The 20,383-nt window shown below is 35.5% G+C and carries 20 protein-coding genes and 1 riboswitch; of the genes, 3 read left to right on the forward strand and 17 right to left on the reverse strand.

The features are described 5' to 3' along the window. Positions 1–72: 72 nt before the first annotated feature. Positions 73–648: a nitroreductase family protein gene (locus G4D61_RS08075; protein ID WP_025731302.1), complete on the forward strand. Its 576-nt coding sequence runs from the start codon at positions 73–75 to the stop codon at positions 646–648. Positions 649–899: 251 nt separating this feature from the next. On the opposite strand, the gene G4D61_RS08080 is transcribed toward G4D61_RS08075, so the two are convergent. The 6 genes from G4D61_RS08080 to G4D61_RS08105 all read right to left on the reverse strand — a co-directional run bounded on the left by G4D61_RS08080 (position 900) and on the right by G4D61_RS08105 (position 5,742). Next, positions 900–1,568 (reverse strand): N-acetylmannosamine-6-phosphate 2-epimerase, encoded by a 669-nt coding sequence (locus G4D61_RS08080; RefSeq protein ID WP_025731303.1) that lies wholly within the window; start codon positions 1,566–1,568, stop codon positions 900–902. 88 nt (positions 1,569–1,656) lie between these two features. Continuing rightward, positions 1,657–2,490 (reverse strand): metal ABC transporter permease, encoded by an 834-nt coding sequence (locus G4D61_RS08085; RefSeq protein ID WP_025731304.1) that lies wholly within the window; start codon positions 2,488–2,490, stop codon positions 1,657–1,659. Next, entirely contained in the window at positions 2,424–3,128 is a 705-nt protein-coding gene (locus G4D61_RS08090) for a metal ABC transporter ATP-binding protein (RefSeq protein ID WP_371316494.1), read from the reverse strand. The genes G4D61_RS08085 and G4D61_RS08090 overlap by 67 nt, the downstream gene beginning before the upstream one ends. Positions 3,129–3,159: 31 nt before the next feature. Further along, on the reverse strand, positions 3,160–4,062 hold the full coding sequence (locus G4D61_RS08095; RefSeq protein ID WP_163173687.1) for a metal ABC transporter substrate-binding protein: 903 nt from the start codon (positions 4,060–4,062) through the stop codon (positions 3,160–3,162). A gap of 243 nt (positions 4,063–4,305) precedes the next feature. Beyond that, the gene (locus G4D61_RS08100; protein WP_025731307.1) at positions 4,306–4,536 is read right to left on the reverse strand and encodes an excisionase family DNA-binding protein; all 231 of its coding nucleotides are present in this window, start codon (positions 4,534–4,536) and stop codon (positions 4,306–4,308) included. 123 nt (positions 4,537–4,659) lie between these two features. Next, the gene (locus G4D61_RS08105; protein ID WP_163173657.1) at positions 4,660–5,742 is read right to left on the reverse strand and encodes an iron-containing alcohol dehydrogenase family protein; all 1,083 of its coding nucleotides are present in this window, start codon (positions 5,740–5,742) and stop codon (positions 4,660–4,662) included. Positions 5,743–5,946: 204 nt separating this feature from the next. Here G4D61_RS08105 and G4D61_RS08110 point away from each other — a divergent pair, with 204 nt between their 5' ends. Next, a complete protein-coding gene (locus tag G4D61_RS08110) occupies positions 5,947–7,023 on the forward strand; it encodes a nitric oxide synthase oxygenase (RefSeq protein ID WP_163173659.1) in 1,077 nt (358 codons plus the stop codon). A 170-nt stretch (positions 7,024–7,193) separates the two neighbouring features. Here the strand turns inward: G4D61_RS08110 and G4D61_RS08115 are convergent, their stop codons facing one another. The 3 genes from G4D61_RS08115 to G4D61_RS08125 all read right to left on the reverse strand — a co-directional run bounded on the left by G4D61_RS08115 (position 7,194) and on the right by G4D61_RS08125 (position 9,593). Continuing rightward, a complete protein-coding gene (locus G4D61_RS08115) occupies positions 7,194–7,406 on the reverse strand; it encodes a hypothetical protein (protein WP_025731310.1) in 213 nt (70 codons plus the stop codon). A 150-nt stretch (positions 7,407–7,556) separates the two neighbouring features. Beyond that, complete coding sequence (locus G4D61_RS08120; RefSeq protein ID WP_025731311.1) at positions 7,557–7,931, reverse strand: hypothetical protein; 375 nt, start codon at positions 7,929–7,931, stop codon at positions 7,557–7,559. A gap of 71 nt (positions 7,932–8,002) precedes the next feature. Next, positions 8,003–8,105: riboswitch (SAM riboswitch) on the reverse strand. A gap of 99 nt (positions 8,106–8,204) precedes the next feature. After that, positions 8,205–9,593: an MFS transporter gene (locus tag G4D61_RS08125; RefSeq protein WP_025731312.1), complete on the reverse strand. Its 1,389-nt coding sequence runs from the start codon at positions 9,591–9,593 to the stop codon at positions 8,205–8,207. A gap of 375 nt (positions 9,594–9,968) precedes the next feature. Here G4D61_RS08125 and G4D61_RS08130 point away from each other — a divergent pair, with 375 nt between their 5' ends. After that, the gene (locus G4D61_RS08130) at positions 9,969–11,108 is read left to right on the forward strand and encodes an MGDG synthase family glycosyltransferase (RefSeq protein WP_025731313.1); all 1,140 of its coding nucleotides are present in this window, start codon (positions 9,969–9,971) and stop codon (positions 11,106–11,108) included. A 380-nt stretch (positions 11,109–11,488) separates the two neighbouring features. Here G4D61_RS08130 and G4D61_RS08135 read toward each other — a convergent pair whose 3' ends face one another. The 8 genes from G4D61_RS08135 to G4D61_RS08170 form a co-directional block, all read right to left on the reverse strand. Continuing rightward, positions 11,489–12,823: an ATP-binding protein gene (locus tag G4D61_RS08135; protein ID WP_163173661.1), complete on the reverse strand. Its 1,335-nt coding sequence runs from the start codon at positions 12,821–12,823 to the stop codon at positions 11,489–11,491. An 856-nt stretch (positions 12,824–13,679) separates the two neighbouring features. Continuing rightward, entirely contained in the window at positions 13,680–14,147 is a 468-nt protein-coding gene (locus G4D61_RS08140; RefSeq protein WP_205603241.1) for a (2Fe-2S)-binding protein, read from the reverse strand. A gap of 6 nt (positions 14,148–14,153) precedes the next feature. Further along, positions 14,154–14,987, reverse strand: a complete 834-nt coding sequence (locus tag G4D61_RS08145; protein WP_025731316.1) for an FAD binding domain-containing protein — start codon at positions 14,985–14,987, stop codon at positions 14,154–14,156. Next, entirely contained in the window at positions 14,974–17,304 is a 2,331-nt protein-coding gene (locus G4D61_RS08150; protein WP_163173663.1) for a xanthine dehydrogenase family protein molybdopterin-binding subunit, read from the reverse strand. Before G4D61_RS08150 ends, G4D61_RS08145 begins: the two co-directional genes overlap by 14 nt. A 12-nt stretch (positions 17,305–17,316) precedes the next feature. Further along, positions 17,317–17,943, reverse strand: coding sequence for a nucleotidyltransferase family protein (locus G4D61_RS08155; protein WP_163173665.1), 627 nt, complete (start codon positions 17,941–17,943; stop codon positions 17,317–17,319). Next, on the reverse strand, positions 17,894–18,931 hold the full coding sequence (locus tag G4D61_RS08160) for an XdhC family protein (protein ID WP_235929347.1): 1,038 nt from the start codon (positions 18,929–18,931) through the stop codon (positions 17,894–17,896). Before G4D61_RS08160 ends, G4D61_RS08155 begins: the two co-directional genes overlap by 50 nt. A 95-nt stretch (positions 18,932–19,026) precedes the next feature. Further along, positions 19,027–20,007, reverse strand: coding sequence for an FUSC family protein (locus G4D61_RS08165; RefSeq protein ID WP_163173669.1), 981 nt, complete (start codon positions 20,005–20,007; stop codon positions 19,027–19,029). A 140-nt stretch (positions 20,008–20,147) separates the two neighbouring features. Continuing rightward, entirely contained in the window at positions 20,148–20,378 is a 231-nt protein-coding gene (locus G4D61_RS08170) for a non-oxidative hydroxyarylic acid decarboxylases subunit D (protein ID WP_025731321.1), read from the reverse strand. Between the last annotated feature and the right edge of the window lie 5 nt (positions 20,379–20,383).

A 20,383-nucleotide genomic window follows, 5' to 3' on the forward strand; every position in this document is an offset into this window, starting at 1 on the left:
ATTAATTATTTGTAACACTGACTGAACTCGGATAAAATAGTGACGAATGAAAAGACGAATAGGAGGAATAACATGTCAGTACGAAAATCGGATTATGAAATCGATTCAGTATATTTAGAACGTTGGTCACCTCGATCATTCTCTAGCAAAGAAGTGAAAGAGAATACTTTGCTTAGCTTATTTGAGGCAGCTCGCTGGGCTCCATCTGCTTTTAACTTTCAGCCATGGCGTTTTATTATTGCCCGTACTCCAGAAGACCGTGAAAAATTCATGAGCTTCATTGGTGAATTTAACCAAACATGGTGTAAAGATGTTCCAGCCTTTGCACTTATTATTTCAAAATTAACGAGTGACTCTGGTGAATTCCGCTCACATGCTTTTGACGCTGGAGCAGCTTGGGGCTATCTTTCATTAGAAGCTACACGTAAAGGATTAATTACTCATCCTATGACAGGCTTTGATTTTGAAAAAGCTCGTGAAGTACTTAATATTCCAGAAGACTATGCGATTAATGCCCTTGTTGCGATCGGGTATCAAGGTGACAAAGACGCATTACCAGAAAGTCTACGCAGCAGAGAAGTTCCATCTCCTCGCCGTCCTGTAGCTGAATCTGTATTTGAAGGTGCTTTTGGGGAATCACTTAAATAACTTTCCATAAAGAGGCTGAGACAAAACTCAAAAGTGGTTAGCTAAAGACGAATATTGCATAAATCAGCTCCGGAAATAGACGTGGATTCCTGCGGGAGATGAGACCTCGCAGTCATGAGCACGAGAAGGCTCACCAGCCGCCCGTGAAAAGCGAAGCATATTTTCGGAGCGGAGTTAGTGTGCAATATTTGGGGGTTCTTTCGTTAATATACTTTTGTCCCAGCCTCTTATTTTCTATTAGATATAGTATGTTACGTTCTCATACCATCAACAAATGCCTTTGTAATAAGTTGCGGGCGTGTAATAGCTGAACCTACAACAACTGAATGTGCTCCAAGTTCCAATGCTTTCTTTGCATCAGCAGGAGTATTTAAATGTCCTTCTGCAATAACAGGAATGGAAGCCTGTTTTACTAACTTCTGTAACAGTTCAAAGTCTGGACCCGTTTGTTTGGAAGAATATGGCGTATAACCAGATAATGTCGTAGATAAGCAATCCACCCCTAGCTTCCAAGCGTCGATACCTTCTTCAACTGTTGATATGTCCGCCATTACTAAAGTGCCATGATGGTGTATGTATTGAATCAGCCCAGCAAGATCTTCATGATTTGGACGTTTACGATTTGTTGCATCAAGCGCAATCATTTCTACTTTTGCTAATAAAAGCTCATCAACCTCCTTTCTCGTCGGTGTAATATAGACATCTGAATCTGGATAATCTCTTTTTACAATACCTATAATCGGCAGGTTGACTTCAGCTCGAATAGCTACAATGTCATCATATCCATTCGCACGGATTCCAGCTGCTCCACCTTCCCTAGCTGCCTTAGCCATATGAGCCATAATAAAAGGACTATGCAATGGTTCATTTTCTAATGCCTGACAAGAAACTACGAGATTCCCTTTAATTGCTTGTAACATCCCTTAATCCCCACTTCCCCGAAACATGTTAACGCATTCATATTAAACTATTATAATCATAACATAAAAAAAGACACGTATGAATGAATCAATCCACACGTGTCCGTGATCTTTTTAAAGAAAGGGCAACTTTTTGAACGATAAAACCAATTAAAAAAACGATAACCATAAATAAAGTAATCGTTGCACCTGGCGGAGTTCCTAATTGATATGAGGAAACAAGTCCAACATTTACACTTACAAACGCGACAATAACTGCTGTAATGATCACATATATAAATCCTTTGGCGAACTTAATCGCAAATGCTGCAGGCAACACAAGCAAAGCAGAGATTAATAACACACCAATAGTTGGAATCATAACAGAGATTGCCAAGCCTGTTAAAATACTAAAAAACAATGATAATGCTTTAGTCCGTACACCGCTCGTAAATGCAGTATCCTCATCAAAAGTCATTAAATACATAGATCTTCTAAAAATTAAAAAGAAAAGAAGTGACAACACCGTAACAATCAATAATACAGAAACTTGCTCCTGGCTGATTGTTACAATCGAACCAAATAAATATTGCTCAATATTAGCTGAAATTCCACCTTCTGTTAAACTCATCAAAAAAAGTGCTAAAGATAAGCCTGCAGCCATTAAAATCGCAATTGAGACTTCCGAATATGATGCATAAAACCTTCTCATATATTCGATCGCTACGGCGCCAATGATAACGACAATAATACTAGCAATACTAATATTTGAATGAATAAAAAAGCCAATGGCTACTCCAGCCAATGAAATATGTGAAAGGGTATCTGCCATCAGTGACTGTCTTCTCAATACAAGATAGACCCCAAATATTGGTGCTATGATTGCAATGAGTCCACCAGCAATGAATGCTCGCTGCATGAATTCAAAGTGAAACATTTCCATCTTCCTTTTTCCCCTTCCTCCAAGTGGATCACTTTATCAAAGTATTCTTCCATTTCATCATGCTGATGTGTAACCATTAAAATAGTTTTATGATGCTGCTTAACTTGATGTTGTAAAAATTGGTAAAACTCTTTTCGGCTAGATACATCCATTCCGATCGTCGGTTCATCTAATATTAGTAAGTCGGCTTCTGCTGCTAATGCACGGGCAATACAAATTTTCTGTTTTTGTCCTCCAGATAAATCGCCGATTTTTTTATTGCGATGCTCCCACATCCCAACCATCATTAAGGCATTTTTTACTAAAAGATGATCCGTCTCTGTCATCTTTTGATACCATTTCTTACTTTCAAATCTGCCTGAACGAACAAGTTCAATAACAGTACTTGGGAATCCTGCATTAAAAGAAGCAATTTGTTGCGGGACATATCCCACTCTTAATGGTTTTCCATTATGGTTTTTCTTACTAATCGTTACTTTCCCTGACCATGGTTTTAACAATCCTAACATTAATTTCAGAAGTGTAGATTTTGATGCGCCATTTGGTCCTTCAATTCCTACAAATTCACCATCGTCAATCGTTAAAGAAATCCCATTTAATGTTGGTGTATGTGCATAACCGAAAACAACTTTTTCCATTTGTACGAGTTTCAAAGTCTTCACCCCATTCTTATTCATTTAATGATTGTACTAGTTTTTTTAAATTCTGTTTCATTTCCGTAATGTAATTAAGTCCCTTTTTTTGATCCGCTGTGCTCAAGCCTTCTAACGTGTTTAGCACATCCGTTTTTGCTCCAATTTCATTTGCTAACGTTTTCGCTACTTTCGGAGAGGCTAATTCTTCAAAATAAATAACTTTCACGTGATGAGCCTGTGCGAATGATTTCAATTCTGCTAATCTTGCTGCACTTGGTTCTTGATCAGGTGATAAACCTGCAATTGGTACTTGCTTTAAGCCATATGTTGCAGCAAGATAACCAAATGCTGCATGCTGCGTAATGATTTCACGTTTTTTCACATGTTTTAATTGTGTCCTATATTCATGATCTAGCTCTTTCAACTTTGCCATATACTGAGCACTATGTTTTTCATAGTATTTTTTATTTTTAGGATCAGCTTTAACTAATGACTTAGTAATATTTTGAACTTCTTTTTGAGCCAAAACCGGGCTTAACCATACATGAGGATCTATAGCTACTTCATTAGGTGTTCCATCCTCTGCAACACCTTTTTTAAAGGAAATTCCTTTACTGGCAGCCACAAATATTGGCGCATCGTGATTCATCGTTTTTTGTATATTCGGCACCCAAGTTTCCATATATTTACTATTATATATAAATACATCTGCATCTTGAATTTTCCCTACATCTTTCGGTGCAGGGTCCCAATCATGCGGTTCCACATTTGAAGGTATTAATAGCTTTACATCCGCTTTATCACCAGCAATATTTTTCGTAAACTCATACATCGGATAAAAAGTTGTTACAACTTGCAGTTTATGTTTAGAATCAGCAAGTTTCGATTTTGTTGAAGTACTACAACCTGCCAAAGTAACGAAAATAACTGTAAGCATAATAAGTAATCGAAAGCTGCCTTTATACTTCACCCATTGATCACTCCATCTATTTTCTTTTCAAGTCGAAATGGTTACGATTTATTCTACATAAATAGACAATATAAACCTTATTAACATATAAATCTTCTAATTAAATCATACCCATTACGATTTAACAGGCATAAAAAACTCTATAGGGTAACGCTTTGTATTTTATCTAATTATATAAAAGAAGTCAAATAATCGCGGCAGTTAAATAAGTTAATCTTCATCCTTTACATCTAAGTCTTCAGGGATAGGTTCATTTAGCCATTCCTCTACAAGTGCTCTATATTTTTCAAGTTGAGAGAAATATGTACGAAATTGATCTTTATTAATTAAAAACTGTTCACCGTCATAGACAGCCCTAATACGCTTCTCTTGAATCAATTTTTCAACGATTGATTTTGGCAGTGATAGGTACTCCGCTGTTTCCTTTACTGTTAAATACATATGGCTCCTCCCTTATACTCATAAAAAAGCAAGGGATGCTGCCATTGTTTGCATACCTTGCTTAATAATATTATTATATCAATTTAGCTTTATTTTTGCACATGCAAATGTTGGATTGTATCCTTATTGAATGGAAACCTCCTGTACAGCTAATTCTTCAACCGCCCTCATCGCAGAAGCTATATTATCTTTTGTAAAGTTTCCTAGTAAAATAAATGATTCCTCTTTTCGGGCTGCGTAGGCGGATACTTTTGCGATCGCTTCTTCCCTTCCACCGGTTACGTGTAGCGTATTTAAATTATAAGGGAAACCTAATTTTTTATAGAGCGGGAGCAGCTGCTTAATTTCAGCAAATTGTTGCAAAGCTGCTAATTGAACAAGAATGCCGTAAGCAACTTTTGAACCGTGTAAAATATCGTGTGTTTCAGGTAAGAAGGAAAGGCCATTATGAATTGCGTGAGCACCTGCCATCCGGCCATATTCTCCCGCAAATCCTCCAACAGTTCCTGCTACTCCTATAATAATTTCAACGATATTTTTAAAAGCAGCGCTTAGCTTTTTTTCAGCATGATCTTTGACTGCTTGTTCACTATATCGGAGAATTCCTTCGTAAATTATTTTTGCAGAACTCAGCCCTAATTTAACCATAACTGGAAGTGAATGCTGATTGCGTGTGATTCCCTCCGATTCGTACCATTTTGCAAGTGAATCGCCAATACCTCCGAGCAAATATTCAACCGGTGAATGTAAAATAATACGTAAATCAATTAGCGTAAGATATGCCGAACGTTTATAATAGGCGACATGACTAAATTGCCCATTTTCATCATAGATGGCGGATAATGGCGTAAATCCAGCACATGTTCCTGCAAGGGTTGGAACCAGTGTTACTTCAATATTTAATAATTCTGCAACTCCTTTCGCTGTATCAAGTACTTTTCCCCCGCCAATCCCGACGATCATATCGGCGTGTGCAGCTTTCTTAGCAAGTTCAGCAATATTTTTATCACTAGCTGTATGATCATATGTTAATACCGGCCACTGGCTTGGTACAGAGCCGAATTCTAAAAAAGCATTCCAAGATTTCTTACCTGTAATGACCACTGGATTTTTAAAATCTTCTAACTTTTCCTCTAGAAATTTCAATGCATTCTCTTCACATATGTATTGATTTGGACCACTTCTAACTACTTGGCTTAAACGCATTGCTAAAACCTCCCTTTAACTTACCATTCTATCAGATTAGTCGGAATTTTGTATAGTTTTCACGATATTGTCCATTTATTCATACCTGTAACAACTTTTCAAGTATGAATTTGTCATATTTTTGTCACGAACATTAACTTGTATTCGCAATAAATATTCCACTATGATTAAACTAATGATAAGCAAGTATAGGAGGATTCATCATTGTTTAAAGATGCAGAAGAATTTATCCGGTTATATTATTACGAAACGAAAAAAGATGATGAAGCATTAGAGAAAAGACTAATTGAAATCAATGAACAGATTGAAAAGTATGGTCAATATGAACTGACATATGACGAACTAGATTATGGCGCAAAATTAGCTTGGAGAAATAGTAATCGTTGTATTGGACGACTATTTTGGAAAAATTTAAAGGTGATCGATAAGAGAGAGTTACAAACAGAGACACAAATATTCGAAGCGCTCCTTGAACATATCAATACTGCTACAAATAAAGGCCGCATCCGTCCAACCATTACAATCTTTTTACCAACGGTCGGAAATCAATCAATTAGAATTTGGAATCATCAGCTTATTCGTTACGCTGGTTATCAAACTGAGCACGGGGTAATAGGTGATCCTGACTCTATTGTTTTTACAGAAGTATGTCAAAAGCTTGGCTGGCGAGGAAAAGGTGGACCATTTGATATTCTGCCTTTAGTTATACAAGTTAATGATCATCCTCCTAAATGGTTTGAAATACCGGAAGAAATGATCCTTGAGGTTCCACTTCGTCATCCTAATTATGAATGGTTTGCAGACTTGAATCTCAAATGGTACGCTGTTCCGATTATTTCTAGTATGAAGCTTGAGATTGGCGGAATAACATACTCGGCAGCTCCCTTTAACGGTTGGTATATGGGAACTGAGATTGCTGCAAGAAATTTAGCAGACGAAAATAGATATAATATGCTTCCGAAAATAGCCGATTTAATGGGGCTAGATAGAAAAACAAATGCGAGTCTCTGGAAGGATCGCGCACTCGTTGAACTAAACACCGCCGTTCTTCATTCTTTTAAAGAAGACGGAGTAAGTATCGTTGACCATCATACAGCCGCCCATCAGTTTAAACAATTTGAGGAGAAGGAACGAGAGATGGGAAGGGAAGTAACTGGAAATTGGGTATGGTTGATCCCCCCAGTATCACCAGCTACAACGCATATCTTTCACAAGCCTTACAATAACAAAGTGAATAAGCCTAATTATTTTTATCAGCAATTACCTTATGAAAGAACATAACATACTAACTTTGAATTTGATTTCAGCTTATAATTTTATTAAAGAAATAGAACCTCTTCTATTAAACAAAAACATCTATAAAGCAGAAAGCTTCGGAAAACCACCATAAATTTACAATAAAAAGGACTGCCGACAAATATTTTGTCGACAGCCTTATGTACATAAAGCGATTATTTTACACTTTTTTCTTTCATTTCACGCATCATTGCCATCATTGAAGTCATCATTTCATCGCAATCCTGCATTTTAGACATCATCATGCTCATATCCATTTCCATATTCATACCCATCATTTTATCCATCATCATTTTCATACATTTCATTTCACACATCATTTTTTCCATAGACATCATCATATTCATATTCATCATCATATTTTCCATTATCCTTACCTCCATATCATTTTTATTGATAATTCCCTCTTTTTTACATAGTTTATATATTTGAAAAATAATAATATTTTAAGTATACAACATACCTTTCTATAACTCAATTATTTCTATTTTAAAATAAAAGCCAATGGGTACTATAAATTAGTACTCATTGGCTTTTATATCATTATTTTTCGTAAGAATTTGTTTCGAGTGTTCCCTTTCTTGAATTTGTCGGTTTAATTCAACTCGCTTTAGTTTAAGCTCCCACAATCGATCTTGTAATTCTGTTCGATATGGATTCGTTTTTAATTGTTCATAAATAGAAAGAAGCTGTTCATTAATTTGATCATACTCATCCCAAAGCTCTTTATGAAGGATTACTTCTTTTTCTTTTTCAATCTCTTGATCAGCTGACTTAAGAATTTCTAAAATTTCTTGTTGCCACTTAATGTCTCCAATATTTTTCGCAAATAAATATAAATCTAAATAATCATTTACCCACGTTTCTTTAATTTGTGCCACATTAATATTCATACAAATTATGCCCCTCTCTATAACGAAAAACCTCTCCCAAGGGAAGAGGCCTCCATTATAGAAAGATCCTCCCCTCATCTTCCAGAGCTAAAAAACTCTGCTGGAATTAGCACCATACCGATTATGGTTGCTGAGGCTTCACAGGGCCAGTCCCTCCGCCTCTCTTGATAAGAGATTTCCGTTCTTTATTTTTTATTCATTATAATTAAAATAATCTGACTTGTCAACGATTCCCTACCAATTTTTATAACCGACTAAAAATAGCAGCATTCATTACGATCTTTTTTGAAGCGTTGCTTTTACTGCTTTAATATCTGAGACATTTTTTTTAGCCATTAATATATAACTAATGGCCGATGGCAGAAAAAACATTTGCAGCAATGAAAGCGTCACAATATAACTGTATGGTTCATGAACATGTGATGAAATGATGCCAAGCAGCAATCCTACTCCGACATTTCCAATTGTTCTTCCTAGACTATTAGAAAGATTTGCTACACTGAATGCAGTACCCCGATGTTCCGGTAAATTGACATCTGTAATGAGCGCAAGCCAATTCGGTGTGTTTGCTGATTGGGCTGCTGATGCAAAGAACGATAAGATGAACAATGATGCAATCCACGGATTTGTAAATATTTGTTTAATCAAACTAAATAAAATGGATAGGACATGATGATTATTTGGCAAGTATAAGTCATTCATCGGAATAATAAACATAAGTATGTACAGTGGCATTGTCAATAATACAAAGATAGAAGTAATATACGCCCTGCCTTTATAAGTTTTTGCCTGTAATTTATCGCCAAGATGTCCAAAGTATGCAGAGGTCATGCCTCCAAGCTGAAAAATCGCATAAAGATAACCTGAAGCAATTGTCGCTGTTGCTAAACTATAACCTTGTTGTTGAATTTTATAAATGAATAATGTCGGAATCCAAATTAAACTGCCAGTTGAAATATTCATAAAAAAGGCTTGTAAAAACAACCATACATTGCTGCCTTTTAAGAGGATTGCAGGTATATGTTTGGCTTCTATTATATGGCTGTATATTTTTCCGGTCTTTAATAATTTTTTCAACTCAGGATCTGATTGACCCCTTGGCGGTTCTTCGACAAAAAAATAGAGAATAATAAGGAAAAGACCGATAAAACCTACAATTTCAAAAGGCCATCGCCAGCTTGTTCCAGTCGCTGTTAAAGATGCCATTAGCGATCCTAAAATGCCGCCTAAACCTTGCGCCATACCCCAGAGACTTAACACTAAACCACGTTTGTGATGAGGTATATAGTCTGTCAAAATACTAAAGCCAATCGAAGCAATACATCCTAGACCGACTCCTGTTAAAATTTGAAATAATAAAAGCTGAATAAAATTTTGACTTGCAGCTGTTAAAAATACAGATACTACCCATATAAGTGTTCCAATAATGATTAAATTTTTTCGCCTATGTTTACCAGATAAATATCCCCAATATAAGGAAGAAAGGGCAGTTACTAAAATATTAATTGCAGATACAGTTCCCAATTTCGCGATTCCAACATCTAAATCTTTTGCTATATAGCGAAATAGTGGCGGGAATAAACCGATAATTATATTATCGAAAGCTGCAAGTGCTATAAAGACAATTATTGTATATATTACTTTCGCTTTAGAGTGTACCAAAAATATTTAAGGCTCCTTCATCTTCTTTTTTTAAAAGATATCGTACTTCTTGTAATGGGCTAGAAATACTTTTTTTAAGATAATTACGTACTAAAAAATTCCCTAATATACCCAATTATATATACTTTTCAATGTATATATAAAAAAAGTTTTTGACAATTCATCAATATGATATTATCTAATACAGAACATGAAAAAGAAAGTATAATGAAATAAAATATATTTCTTATTTTTATTGTATCCTTAACATACAATTTAAATAAGTGAATAAAATGAATGTGGCAAAATATAAAAAATTTCTCAGTATAATTATCTACTGTAGATTCATTTATTTGTTATGATTATAATATACGTCTTTTAGAAAGGCTTGGTAAAATGAGCAAAAAAATCCTAATCATTTCTTCCGATCATACAGGTCATGGTCATAAAAGCATTACAGAAGCTATATGTGAAAAAAACAAAAATGATCATGATGTCAATATACATGTTGTTGATGGCTTTTCCCTTGGAGGACAAGCATTACTTGGCATCGGAAAATTGTATGGTCCCATTACTAGAAAAGCAGAAAATATATGGAAGATGGTATACAACATATCTTCAGATAACCCAAAGTTAATCAACAGGTTTATTGAAGGATTGATAAAAGATAATTTTTTAAAATTACTGGATGAAGTAAAACCTGATCTTATTTTATCTGTTCATCCAAATTTCAACGGCTCCATCTTAAACATTTTAGAAGAGCGATATATTAAAATTCCTTTTATAACATTAATTGCCGACCTAGTTAATATTAGTCCTCTTTGGGCAGATAAAAGAGCTAATTTTATTATAAGCCCAACAGCAGAGGCCCGTGAGAAATGTTTAAATTACGGTGTTCCACCTGAAAATGTTAAGTTAATAGGATTTCCGGTTCGTGCGCGATTTTTTAGGAACCATGCAAATACGAAAGTTCATTATAAAAAAGATACACCTTTAAAGTGCTTAATTATGAGCGGCGGTGAAGGCGTAGGAAATATGAATAAAATTGCTGAGATTTTACTTGAAAACTTTAATTGTAATGTAAAAATTGTTGCTGGAAGAAATATAAAATTAAAAGAAAAATTAGAACAGTCATTAAGTAAATATAGAGACAAAGTTGAAATTTATGGATTCACAAAAAATATTCAGGATTTAATGTTGTCCTCCGATATTGCGTTCACTAGAGGCAGCCCTAATGTGATGTTCGAAGCAATTGCCACCAATACACCAATGATTATTACAGGTGCACTGCCTGGACAAGAAGAAGATAATCCTTACTTTGCTGAAAAATCTAATTTGGGCGTAGTATGTAAAAATGTAAAAGAAATTAAGCAGATAATCGCTAAATTACTTGATAATGACGGGGAAGAACTAAATCGTATTATCAATTGTCAAAGGGAATTTATAAACCCAAATGCAGCAGAGGATATACTAAACTTTATTGCTAATTATGAAGATCATTCTTATGAAGCTGCCGCAAGTTTTTCTTATAACTAATGAAAAAGAGGATGCCGCAAAAACATGAGGCATCCTTATTTTTTTACGTTCATCTTTATATAATTTACTCGTTTTAAATAAATCCTATTTACTGTAGATAGGAGCCTACTGCGGGATTAGCGCGATCGATGAGACCCCGCAGGCGTGCAGCGTCGAAGAGGCTCAACTTCCACCCGTGGAAAGCGAGCATCCTGGAGCGAAAATCAACTACTCCTTTTAATGAAAAAACAGAATTATCCCGTAATATTCATATGAAATACTTTACGTTTTTCTAAATATAAATTAATACTTTCTAAAAATTTTAGATTTGAAATGCAGTGAAAGTAATTTAAAATATGTTTCTAACTATCTCGTTTCAATAATAGAAATGATGATATTTTTTAAGCAATGCTATCATTATCTATGTAATGAATGTTAGTTGCTTCTTTTTTATATCCTTTTATACATATCGTTGCTTTCGTTCCTTGATTCAACTTACTGTCAAAAGTTAAGGTACCACCAATTGCTTCAATTAAACGAAAAGTTACCATAAGACCGAGGCCTGTTCCCTCACTCTTTGTTGTATAATAAGGCTTTCCTAATTTTTGTAACTGTTCTTTTGTCATCCCCATACCTGTGTCGGTAACATTAACAATAATATGCCCCTTTTTTTCTGAATAACTTGCGTCTACATCAACATGCCCTTGTTCTGTAGCTTCGATTGCATTTTTAATCAAATTTAAAAGCGCTTGCTTAAACTTTAAATCGTCAGCTTCAATAAATAAATTTTGATCGATATGATTATTTAATTGAATTCCTTTTAAATTAGCATATGATTGCATAAGTAAGATCATTTCATTAATTGAACAGCTTATATTCACTTCTTCTTTCTTAACATCCAATTTAGGCTTTGCAAAATTTAAATAGTCAGAAATAATTTTTTCCGCTCGATCTAATTCACGAATTGCTGTATTCATATAACCTTGAATGGTGTTGTCAACTTCATTTTTTGCAAGCTGAATAAAACCGCGGACGACAGTCAATGGATTTCTAACTTCGTGAGCAATAGATGCAGCTAATTCACTAACGATATTTAATTTTTCAGCCCTATGTATCTGTTCCATAATTTTAATTCGGTTAATCATATTCTCTGTAAAATATGTAAACACCATTATTCCAACTAAATAAGATAAACCCATTTGAAAAAATAAATCAAATCCTAAACTATAAAAAGACGCTAATTTATGTAAGTAACTAAAATAAATCCACAAAGATATACAAATAACGGAAAAAGTAATTACCGAGAATACGATATTCATCAAATACTTATTTATCATTTTAAACTGATGATATTTTTTTCTAAGAATTGAAAACAAAATAAAAAGAATAATAGCATCAAATAATGTATTAATAGAAGCAGTCATTCCCCCTAAAAAAAAGCGAAACGCTACTAAAAGAATTGCGCTTACTGCTCCTGGGACATATCCCATGTAAAGAACACAAATTACAAAAGGGATCCAACGCAAATCCCATAAAAATCCATTTCCAAAATTGCTTGAAACTACTGGGAAGGCCATACTTAATATGGAAGCACATCCAAATATAATTCCAGAAATAATTTGAGTAAGCCTATTATTATTAAATTTTGAAAAAATTAATTGATAAAAAAAGATAGGTGTTAAAACGATGAGCAAATTAAATATTACTTGTCCAAATATGCTTGTTGGTTCAAACAAATAATCTCCCTCCTTTTCATTCCAATATTCCAACAATTTTTATAATGCTACGCTCTCCTTTCTAGTAGCAATTCGTAGATTAAAGATAATAATTGCTTAAACTGCACAAGTCAATTCTATTGTTTACATTAATACATTTATTTTCAAAAAACAATATTTCTTATGTCCCACTATATAAATATAATACTTTTTATTAAAATAATTTATTTTAATAGTTAAAATAGAATTAAAAGAAAAAAGTAATAAGCAGTTTAGAAAAAAGCTGGGACAAAAGTATAGTAACTAAAGAACAACCCCTCTACATATGTTTCTGGAGCTGATTTGTGCATGTACGGCTCCTAATTGTTTCTTCTCTTCAACCAAAAAATGATAAAGAAAGACAATCATGAGCATAATGATAAAGAAAAATGGAAAAACGGCAGTTTACAGGTATTTTGCAATACTTGTAAACGCCGCTATATAGAAGAATTAACGCTACGATGGACGAGGCAAATTTCACAGAGTCAGGCGGTGTTAAAAACCCGTATGTTGCCTCCATGCCAAGTACAAATGCTGTACTCCTACCGGATCTCGTCTCTCTCATTTTAAATTCCTTTAGCAATCGTTTTATAGATATTTTTTGTAAAAATTGTTTTTAAAGAATGTAATGTAATGATTCATTAAAAAACTAATTGGAGCGGAAATCAACTCCTTTTTGGTAAAAACAATAACAAAGTTTACAAAAACAGTCTTTGTAAAATACAATACGCTCTTTTTTTCAGTGTAAGTTTACTATATTATTGAAACATTTAGTGGCAATCGCAATGGTTACCCTTGCATTGCATTATTTTATTAGATAAGAATTTACTGAAAAGATTTATTCCGCCTGCTCTCTCGTCTCTAATGCTGCTTTCATAGCTACTTTTATTTCCTCATAGCTTGTGCATCTACATATATTTGATTCTAACCACTCTTTCATGACCTCATCTGAAGCCTCTGGGTGCTTTTGAAGTAAGGAATGGCAATTCATAATAAAGCCAGGTGTACAATATCCACACTGAAATGCAAAATTCTCAACAAAGGCTTGCTGAATCGGTGTATTCGTTAATCCCTCTATTGTTAAAACGTCTTTACCTACTGCCTCTATTCCTAACATCAAACAAGATTTCATCGGCCAGCCATCAATATTTACAGTACAAGCTCCACAATCGCCATTTAAACAGCCAGGCTTTGCACCTGTTAAACCAAGTTTTTCTCTCAAAACATAAAGAAGAGTGTCTGCAGGTCTTATCGTTACCTCTCTTTGTTCGCCATTGACTTGTAAGATAACAGAAATAAGCGGCATTATATTTCATTCCTTTCCTAACTCTTCTAATATATCGAACAATGTATTTCTTAAAACAAATATACGATAAGCCGAGGAACCTTCTGTATCATTTAAAATTGTAGATGGCACATATTCAATGGCTTCATTTACTTTTTCTTCCATTGTTAATTGTTGATTATTAAGAACTTTTTCCATTTCAAATGCCCGAAATGGATAGGGGGCCAATCCACTAATCGCCACCCTTATATACCGATCCACCTTCAAGGCGGCCACAGTTATAAGGGGATATCCTGTATTCCATTGTCTGCGTCTTTTAATACTAATATGCGGTGCCTCAATGAATGATTGTTTTGTGATCGTTTGCAGCAGAAAGCCCCCTTCATGCAATAACAAATTCTCTTGAAAAACTTGATGAATAGGCGATACTTTTATCCCATCTATATTTGCAATAACCATTACACTATCCGCTAGCAAAAATGGTAAAACCGCTTCTCTATAATAAATTTCTGCGCATATATTGCCGCCCAGTGTAATTTTCGTTCTTGCTGTGTGATCAGCAATTTCCCTAACAGTTTTTGATAATAGTGGGAATGGATTAGATTCTTCCAGTTGAACGAGTGAAAGCCCTGCTCCCAATAATGTTTGTTCGGTACTCGTATTTACTTCGGTATATTCTGGGATTCCTTTTAAATCTATGACAGCATCTGTATATACAAGATTGATTCTTCCAAGTGTAATAATTTCCGTTCCTCCAGAAAAATATTTGGGAGTTTTCCCTGCGAATTTTAATGTCTGGTAAAGTGAAATCGCTTCTTGGACAGATGCAGGCTTGAAATACTCGAAATCATAAGGAAGCATTTTTTAGCGCCTCCTTCGTCCGCCATATTAGCTCTGGAGTAAGCGGAAGCTGATGTAAAGAGACTTCAGCAGCTAGCGATAAACTATTTCCAAGCGCAGCAGGCATTCCTAATATTCCATGTTCACCCACCCCTCGTGCACCATAGGGCGCATCTACTTGAGGAGTCGTAATAAAATCAACTAAATACTCAGGATTTTCTCCATAATGGATAGGGCGGTACGTTCTTAGTTGAGGATTCATTACTCTTCCTAATTTATCAAAAATAAAAGTTTCCCTTCCTCCAAAAGCTAATCCCATACTCATTGCTCCAGTTACTTGACCTCTTGCTGTTTTTTCATTTAAAACCATACCAATATCGACAACAGTACTCGCTCTAACAATACGATAGGTGTAATCCCTTCGATCAAATTCTACTTCCACAACCGAAGCACATACTGTCCATTCAGGTCCCGGTTTACCTGCCCCCGTTTCACGATCAATATGGGTCAGTCCTTGTAAAATATAACTGCCGCTACCAATGATTTGACCGCCAATAGAATTTCCATTTGGATATTGATAACCATGTACAATTGCACTAAAAGGAAGCCCGATGTTAGGATCATCTTTAAAAAATACTCTAGAATTGGCAACTGCCAACACTGTAGGCGAACACCGCAATACCCGGGAGGCTATATCTTTTAATTGTCTTTCTACATCGTCAGCCGCCTCTAATAATGCTCTACCCGCCATAAATGTACCGCGGCTTGCTACCGTTTTCCAATGTTCAGGTGTTGTATCGGTTTCTACATCCATACGGACATGGACTTTGTTCACATCCATTTGCAAACGTTCTGCAAGCATTTGTGCAAGAATTGTTTTCGTCCCGGTTCCAATCTCAATAATTCCAGAGATAATATTTACGCTGCCATCGGAATTAAAAGTGAGAACAACACCTGAACTAGCATTTGTATCAATCGTTGATGTTTTCCAGCCACAACTTACACCTTTTACACGTATATAACGTTCATCAATTTCAATAAGCTGACCTTCATTCCAATTTGCCAATTCTTTGACGCGGTCAATACATTTCCGTAAATTGCCAATGGTACTATGATTAAGGACTACTTGACTAGGGGTCATATGTCCAGGAAGAATTGCATTTTTATACCGCAATTCAAAAGGATCCATCTCCAGTTTCTGTGCTAGCAAATCCATTGTTCTTTCAAATGCAAACAAAAGTTCTGAATGGCTAAATCCGCGATATGGGCTTGCATAAGGGTGGTTCGTATACATGCAATAAGAATTACACCAAATGTTCTCTATATGATAAGGGCCGGTGCAATCAACTGCTGCCGCTCTACTTAAATCTATTGCTTTATCTGCGTAAGCTCCGCCATCAAATAAATAAGTAATTTCTGCAACTTTTAATACACCATCCTCTGTACATCCAAGTTTCACTTTCGCATCCAAGCCAATATGACACGGGGCTGTCAGCATATCCTCTTCTCTAGTATAAGCGAGTTTAACAGGCCTGCCTCCAACAGCTTTTGAGGCAAGATAGGCAAGAATTTCTGTATGAACCGACGCCTTCCCGCCATATCCACCACCTACAAGCGGGGTTTTAACGACGATTTTTCCAATATCTTCATTAAAATACATACTAATCAATTTTTTCACCATATAAGGTGCTTGAGATGTTGTCGTAATGATAATCGTGCCATCACGTTCAATTTCTGCTGTTGAGCAACGAGTCTCCATCGCAGTGTGATCGGATGGTTTTAAGGAAAAGCTTGCCTCTACTGTGACAGCACTATCTTTCCATCCTACTTCCATATTCCCTTTACGAATTTTTTGTATGCTTGCAATATTTGTTCCTGGAGATGGATAGACTTCAGCAATTTTTTCATAGTTTCCTAAGTTTTCATGTACAAGTGGGGCATGTTTTTTGAAGGCTTCTGTTGGGGAATTTACAACTGGAAGCGGCTCGTATTTTACTCTAATCATATTAGTTGCTTGTTTTGCGATTCCTAAATGATCTGCGATAACAATGGCTACTGCTTCCCCATGGTGGCGTACTTTATCAACAGCAATCGGAGGCCGGTCCCGCATCTCCTCTCCTGTTAATGGAAATCTCTCACCAGCAATAATTGCTCTTACACCCGGGATTTTTTTCGCTTCAGTTGTATCTATCTCTTTAATTCTTGCATGTGCTAAAGGGCTCATCAAGATCGCAGCATGAAGCATACCATTTGTAGAAAAATCATTGGCGTATTTAGCCTCTCCTGTTACTTTATCAACCGCATCCTTACGAATAATGCCTTTTCCAATTACGTTCACATTTTTCCCCCCTTAGTATAATTGCTCTACTAAGTTACGAGCTAGTAAATAATCCTCCTCATTATCTACATCAAGAAATAACATTGAGCTTTGAAATTCTACAGCTAACCGATTTTTTTCTTTCCTCTCTTTCAATATTTCCCGTGCTCCTTTATCCCCCTGTATGTTTAATAATTGTAAAAATAGTTTCTGAGAAAATAAAGTTGGCGGTCGCCATATCCCATTAAAACAGGAAGAAACGACATCTATATGTTCATTTCCTTTATATAAAGAAATAAGCTTGCTGATCATTTTTATAGAAATGAACGGTTGATCTGCAAGAAAAATCACTGCTGCATCAGCCTGTAACTTAGAGGCTATTTTTATTCCTAATTTTAAAGACGATGATTGCCCGTTCATATAGTCATGGCACGGAAAAACACCGCATTGCCCATTCTCTCTTAAAGCAGGTGACATCCAGATAAGATCATCTAATGGATTTGTAACGATAGCTGTATAATTCACTTCTGTTTGCAGAATCGTCTTGAGCGCCATACTGCCAAGAAAACCATCACCTAATGGAAGAGATAGTTTATGCCTTCCCATTCGCTTACTCTGACCTGCGGCAAGATAAATTCCAATAATCCTGTTTTCTTTCATTTTTTTCCCCTTCCCGCAGTACTTGAATCATTTCAGCGACAATACTGATCGCAATCTCTTCTGCTCCCCTGGCATGAATGTTCATACCAACTGGAGAAAAAATACAATCCGGAACTTCCTTTTCTTCTAATAATCGTGCAGTTCTTTTTCTAGGACCTAAAACACCTAAATAGTTAAGATCTTTTTGTTTTAGAAATGACAATAGTTCCTTATCTCTTTGAAAATGATGCGTCATTAAAATGACAAAATCATTGTTTGTAAAGGATAGTTTGTTGCCTAATTCATGTGGAAATCCGATTTCAAAGCATTTAGCATTTGGAAAGTTCATTTGATTGCATAATGCAGGACGCCAATCACATACCGTAACTGAGAAACCTACTTCAGCTGCAATATTCACCAATGGCTTTGCATCCTCACCTGCCCCAAATACAATAAGACGCGGCCTTGGTCTGTATATATGAATATAAAGATGGTTCAACTCATCTGTGTAAAATAGTCCATCTTTTTCTGGAAACTTTTCAGGGGGATTCCAAATAAATGCTTCATCACCAAAGGGTTCTCCATTTGTTGGACAATACCATTCAGAAATAAGTTTAAAATCTTTGCTAAACCGTTTTATATGTAAAATAGATTCTCCTTCATCTAAAAGAGTTTTGATGCGCATGAGCTGTTCATTTATTCGCTCATTCACTGGCTGTAATAAAATAGATAGTATTCCATTACAACCACTTCCCTGTCCCCAAGCTAAATCTGTTTCATCCCGCAGATCATACGTGATGACTGTTGCTTCGTCCTTTTCTAAAACTTCTTTTGCTCTCCAACTGACGTCCTCTTCAAGGCATCCAGCGCTCAACATTCCAATTTGTGTTCCGTCCTCTGCAATTAACATACAGGACCCTTCCCTTTTATAAGCTGACCCTTCAACATGTATGATCGTTGCTAACACAGTTTTTTTCTTTGAGAAAGGGAGTTGGTCTAATATTTCCAATATATCCTCCATCCCATTTCACCACTTTCAAATCAAACTTATAGATATGTATATTCAATAAGTGTGGCAAAATAGAAGGAAGAACAACGAAACTTTTAGTTGCTGTTCATAAAGCGTTTCGTTGCTTGAATAAGAATAAAGGAATATGATTGATTCTGCTGTCCTTCCACCACATTTGTATACAATGAATTGGCTGAATGATCGTGAAAATCTTCTACATGTTTACTGAATATCTCCATTTGCTTTGACCATGCGATTTTATCATTCTCATTCAGCTTTCCTGATCGTCCCCATTCTTTAAATGTCTCTGTTACCGTTAGCAAATAAGTGCATCCATTGCGGAGGGCATCCATTTTTTGAGCATACTCCGTTAGCATCTTTGCCTTTTTAATACATAAAGGGAAATAGTGAAATACCGCTGAAATCTTCTTTGAATCTTCGTTTATATGTAATAATTTCTGAGAAACCCGCTGTAACTGTTGCTGCATCTGTTTTCCATTTTCAGGATTACATCCACCTTTTATCCAGTCAGAACAGTGCAAAAATAATGTTGATAATTCGCCTTGGTACTTGTCATAAATTTTCTCCATTCTTTTAACATATGTGGACGGAAATAAATAAATATTGATTACGATCGCAAAGATTGCTCCAACGAGCGTGTCTCTGATGCGGTCAAATACGTATGAACCTGCTTGCTGTTCTAGGACAGCTACAAGTAATATTGTTAATGCAACTTGTTCAATCACAATACTGTCTAATCTTAACCACTTTGAAATGAAACAGCTGACTAAAATTAAAAGTCCTATCGTTAAAGCATTTACATCAATATATTTATATACAGGGATAATGAGCAAGCTCCCTAGAACCGTTCCAATAAAACGATTTTTTGCAAATGTAATTGTTTGATCCACCATTGATTTCACACATAAAATAACTGTTAATGGCGCTAAATATGGGTGGTGTGAACCTAACAGTTTAGCGACTTCCCAAGATAATGAAGAGGCAATGACCATTTTCCAAATCATTAATGAATTATTTTCAAAAATTGGCTTATATTTTATCATGTTTATTTTCATCAATCCCCTTAAATACTAATAAGAATAGTTTACATATATTTCCCCCTTTTATACCGAACTGCAGCCGTTTCTCCTTAAACATAAAAAACCCCTATAGGGTAGCTTATCATCTACACTATAGGGGTTAAAGTCCAACTATATTATTTTACAATCCTCTCTGGAATCGGAGGAACATGTGCTGCTAAAGGAATATCCTCTAGTTTTACTTTAAAAGCTTTATTATATTTTTCTGGGCTCGTAATATTCTCAGGCTCTGATGAACGCCACGTAAAAATACAATCAGGGCAAAGATATACTTCCCATGCCCCTTCCACTGGGGATTTGCTTACAACTTCTGCTCTTTTAGATTCACAACGAGGGCAAGTATGCATATTAA

The organism is Heyndrickxia ginsengihumi, assembly GCF_011008565.1.
GTDB classification, from domain to species: domain Bacteria; phylum Bacillota; class Bacilli; order Bacillales; family Bacillaceae_C; genus Weizmannia; species Weizmannia ginsengihumi.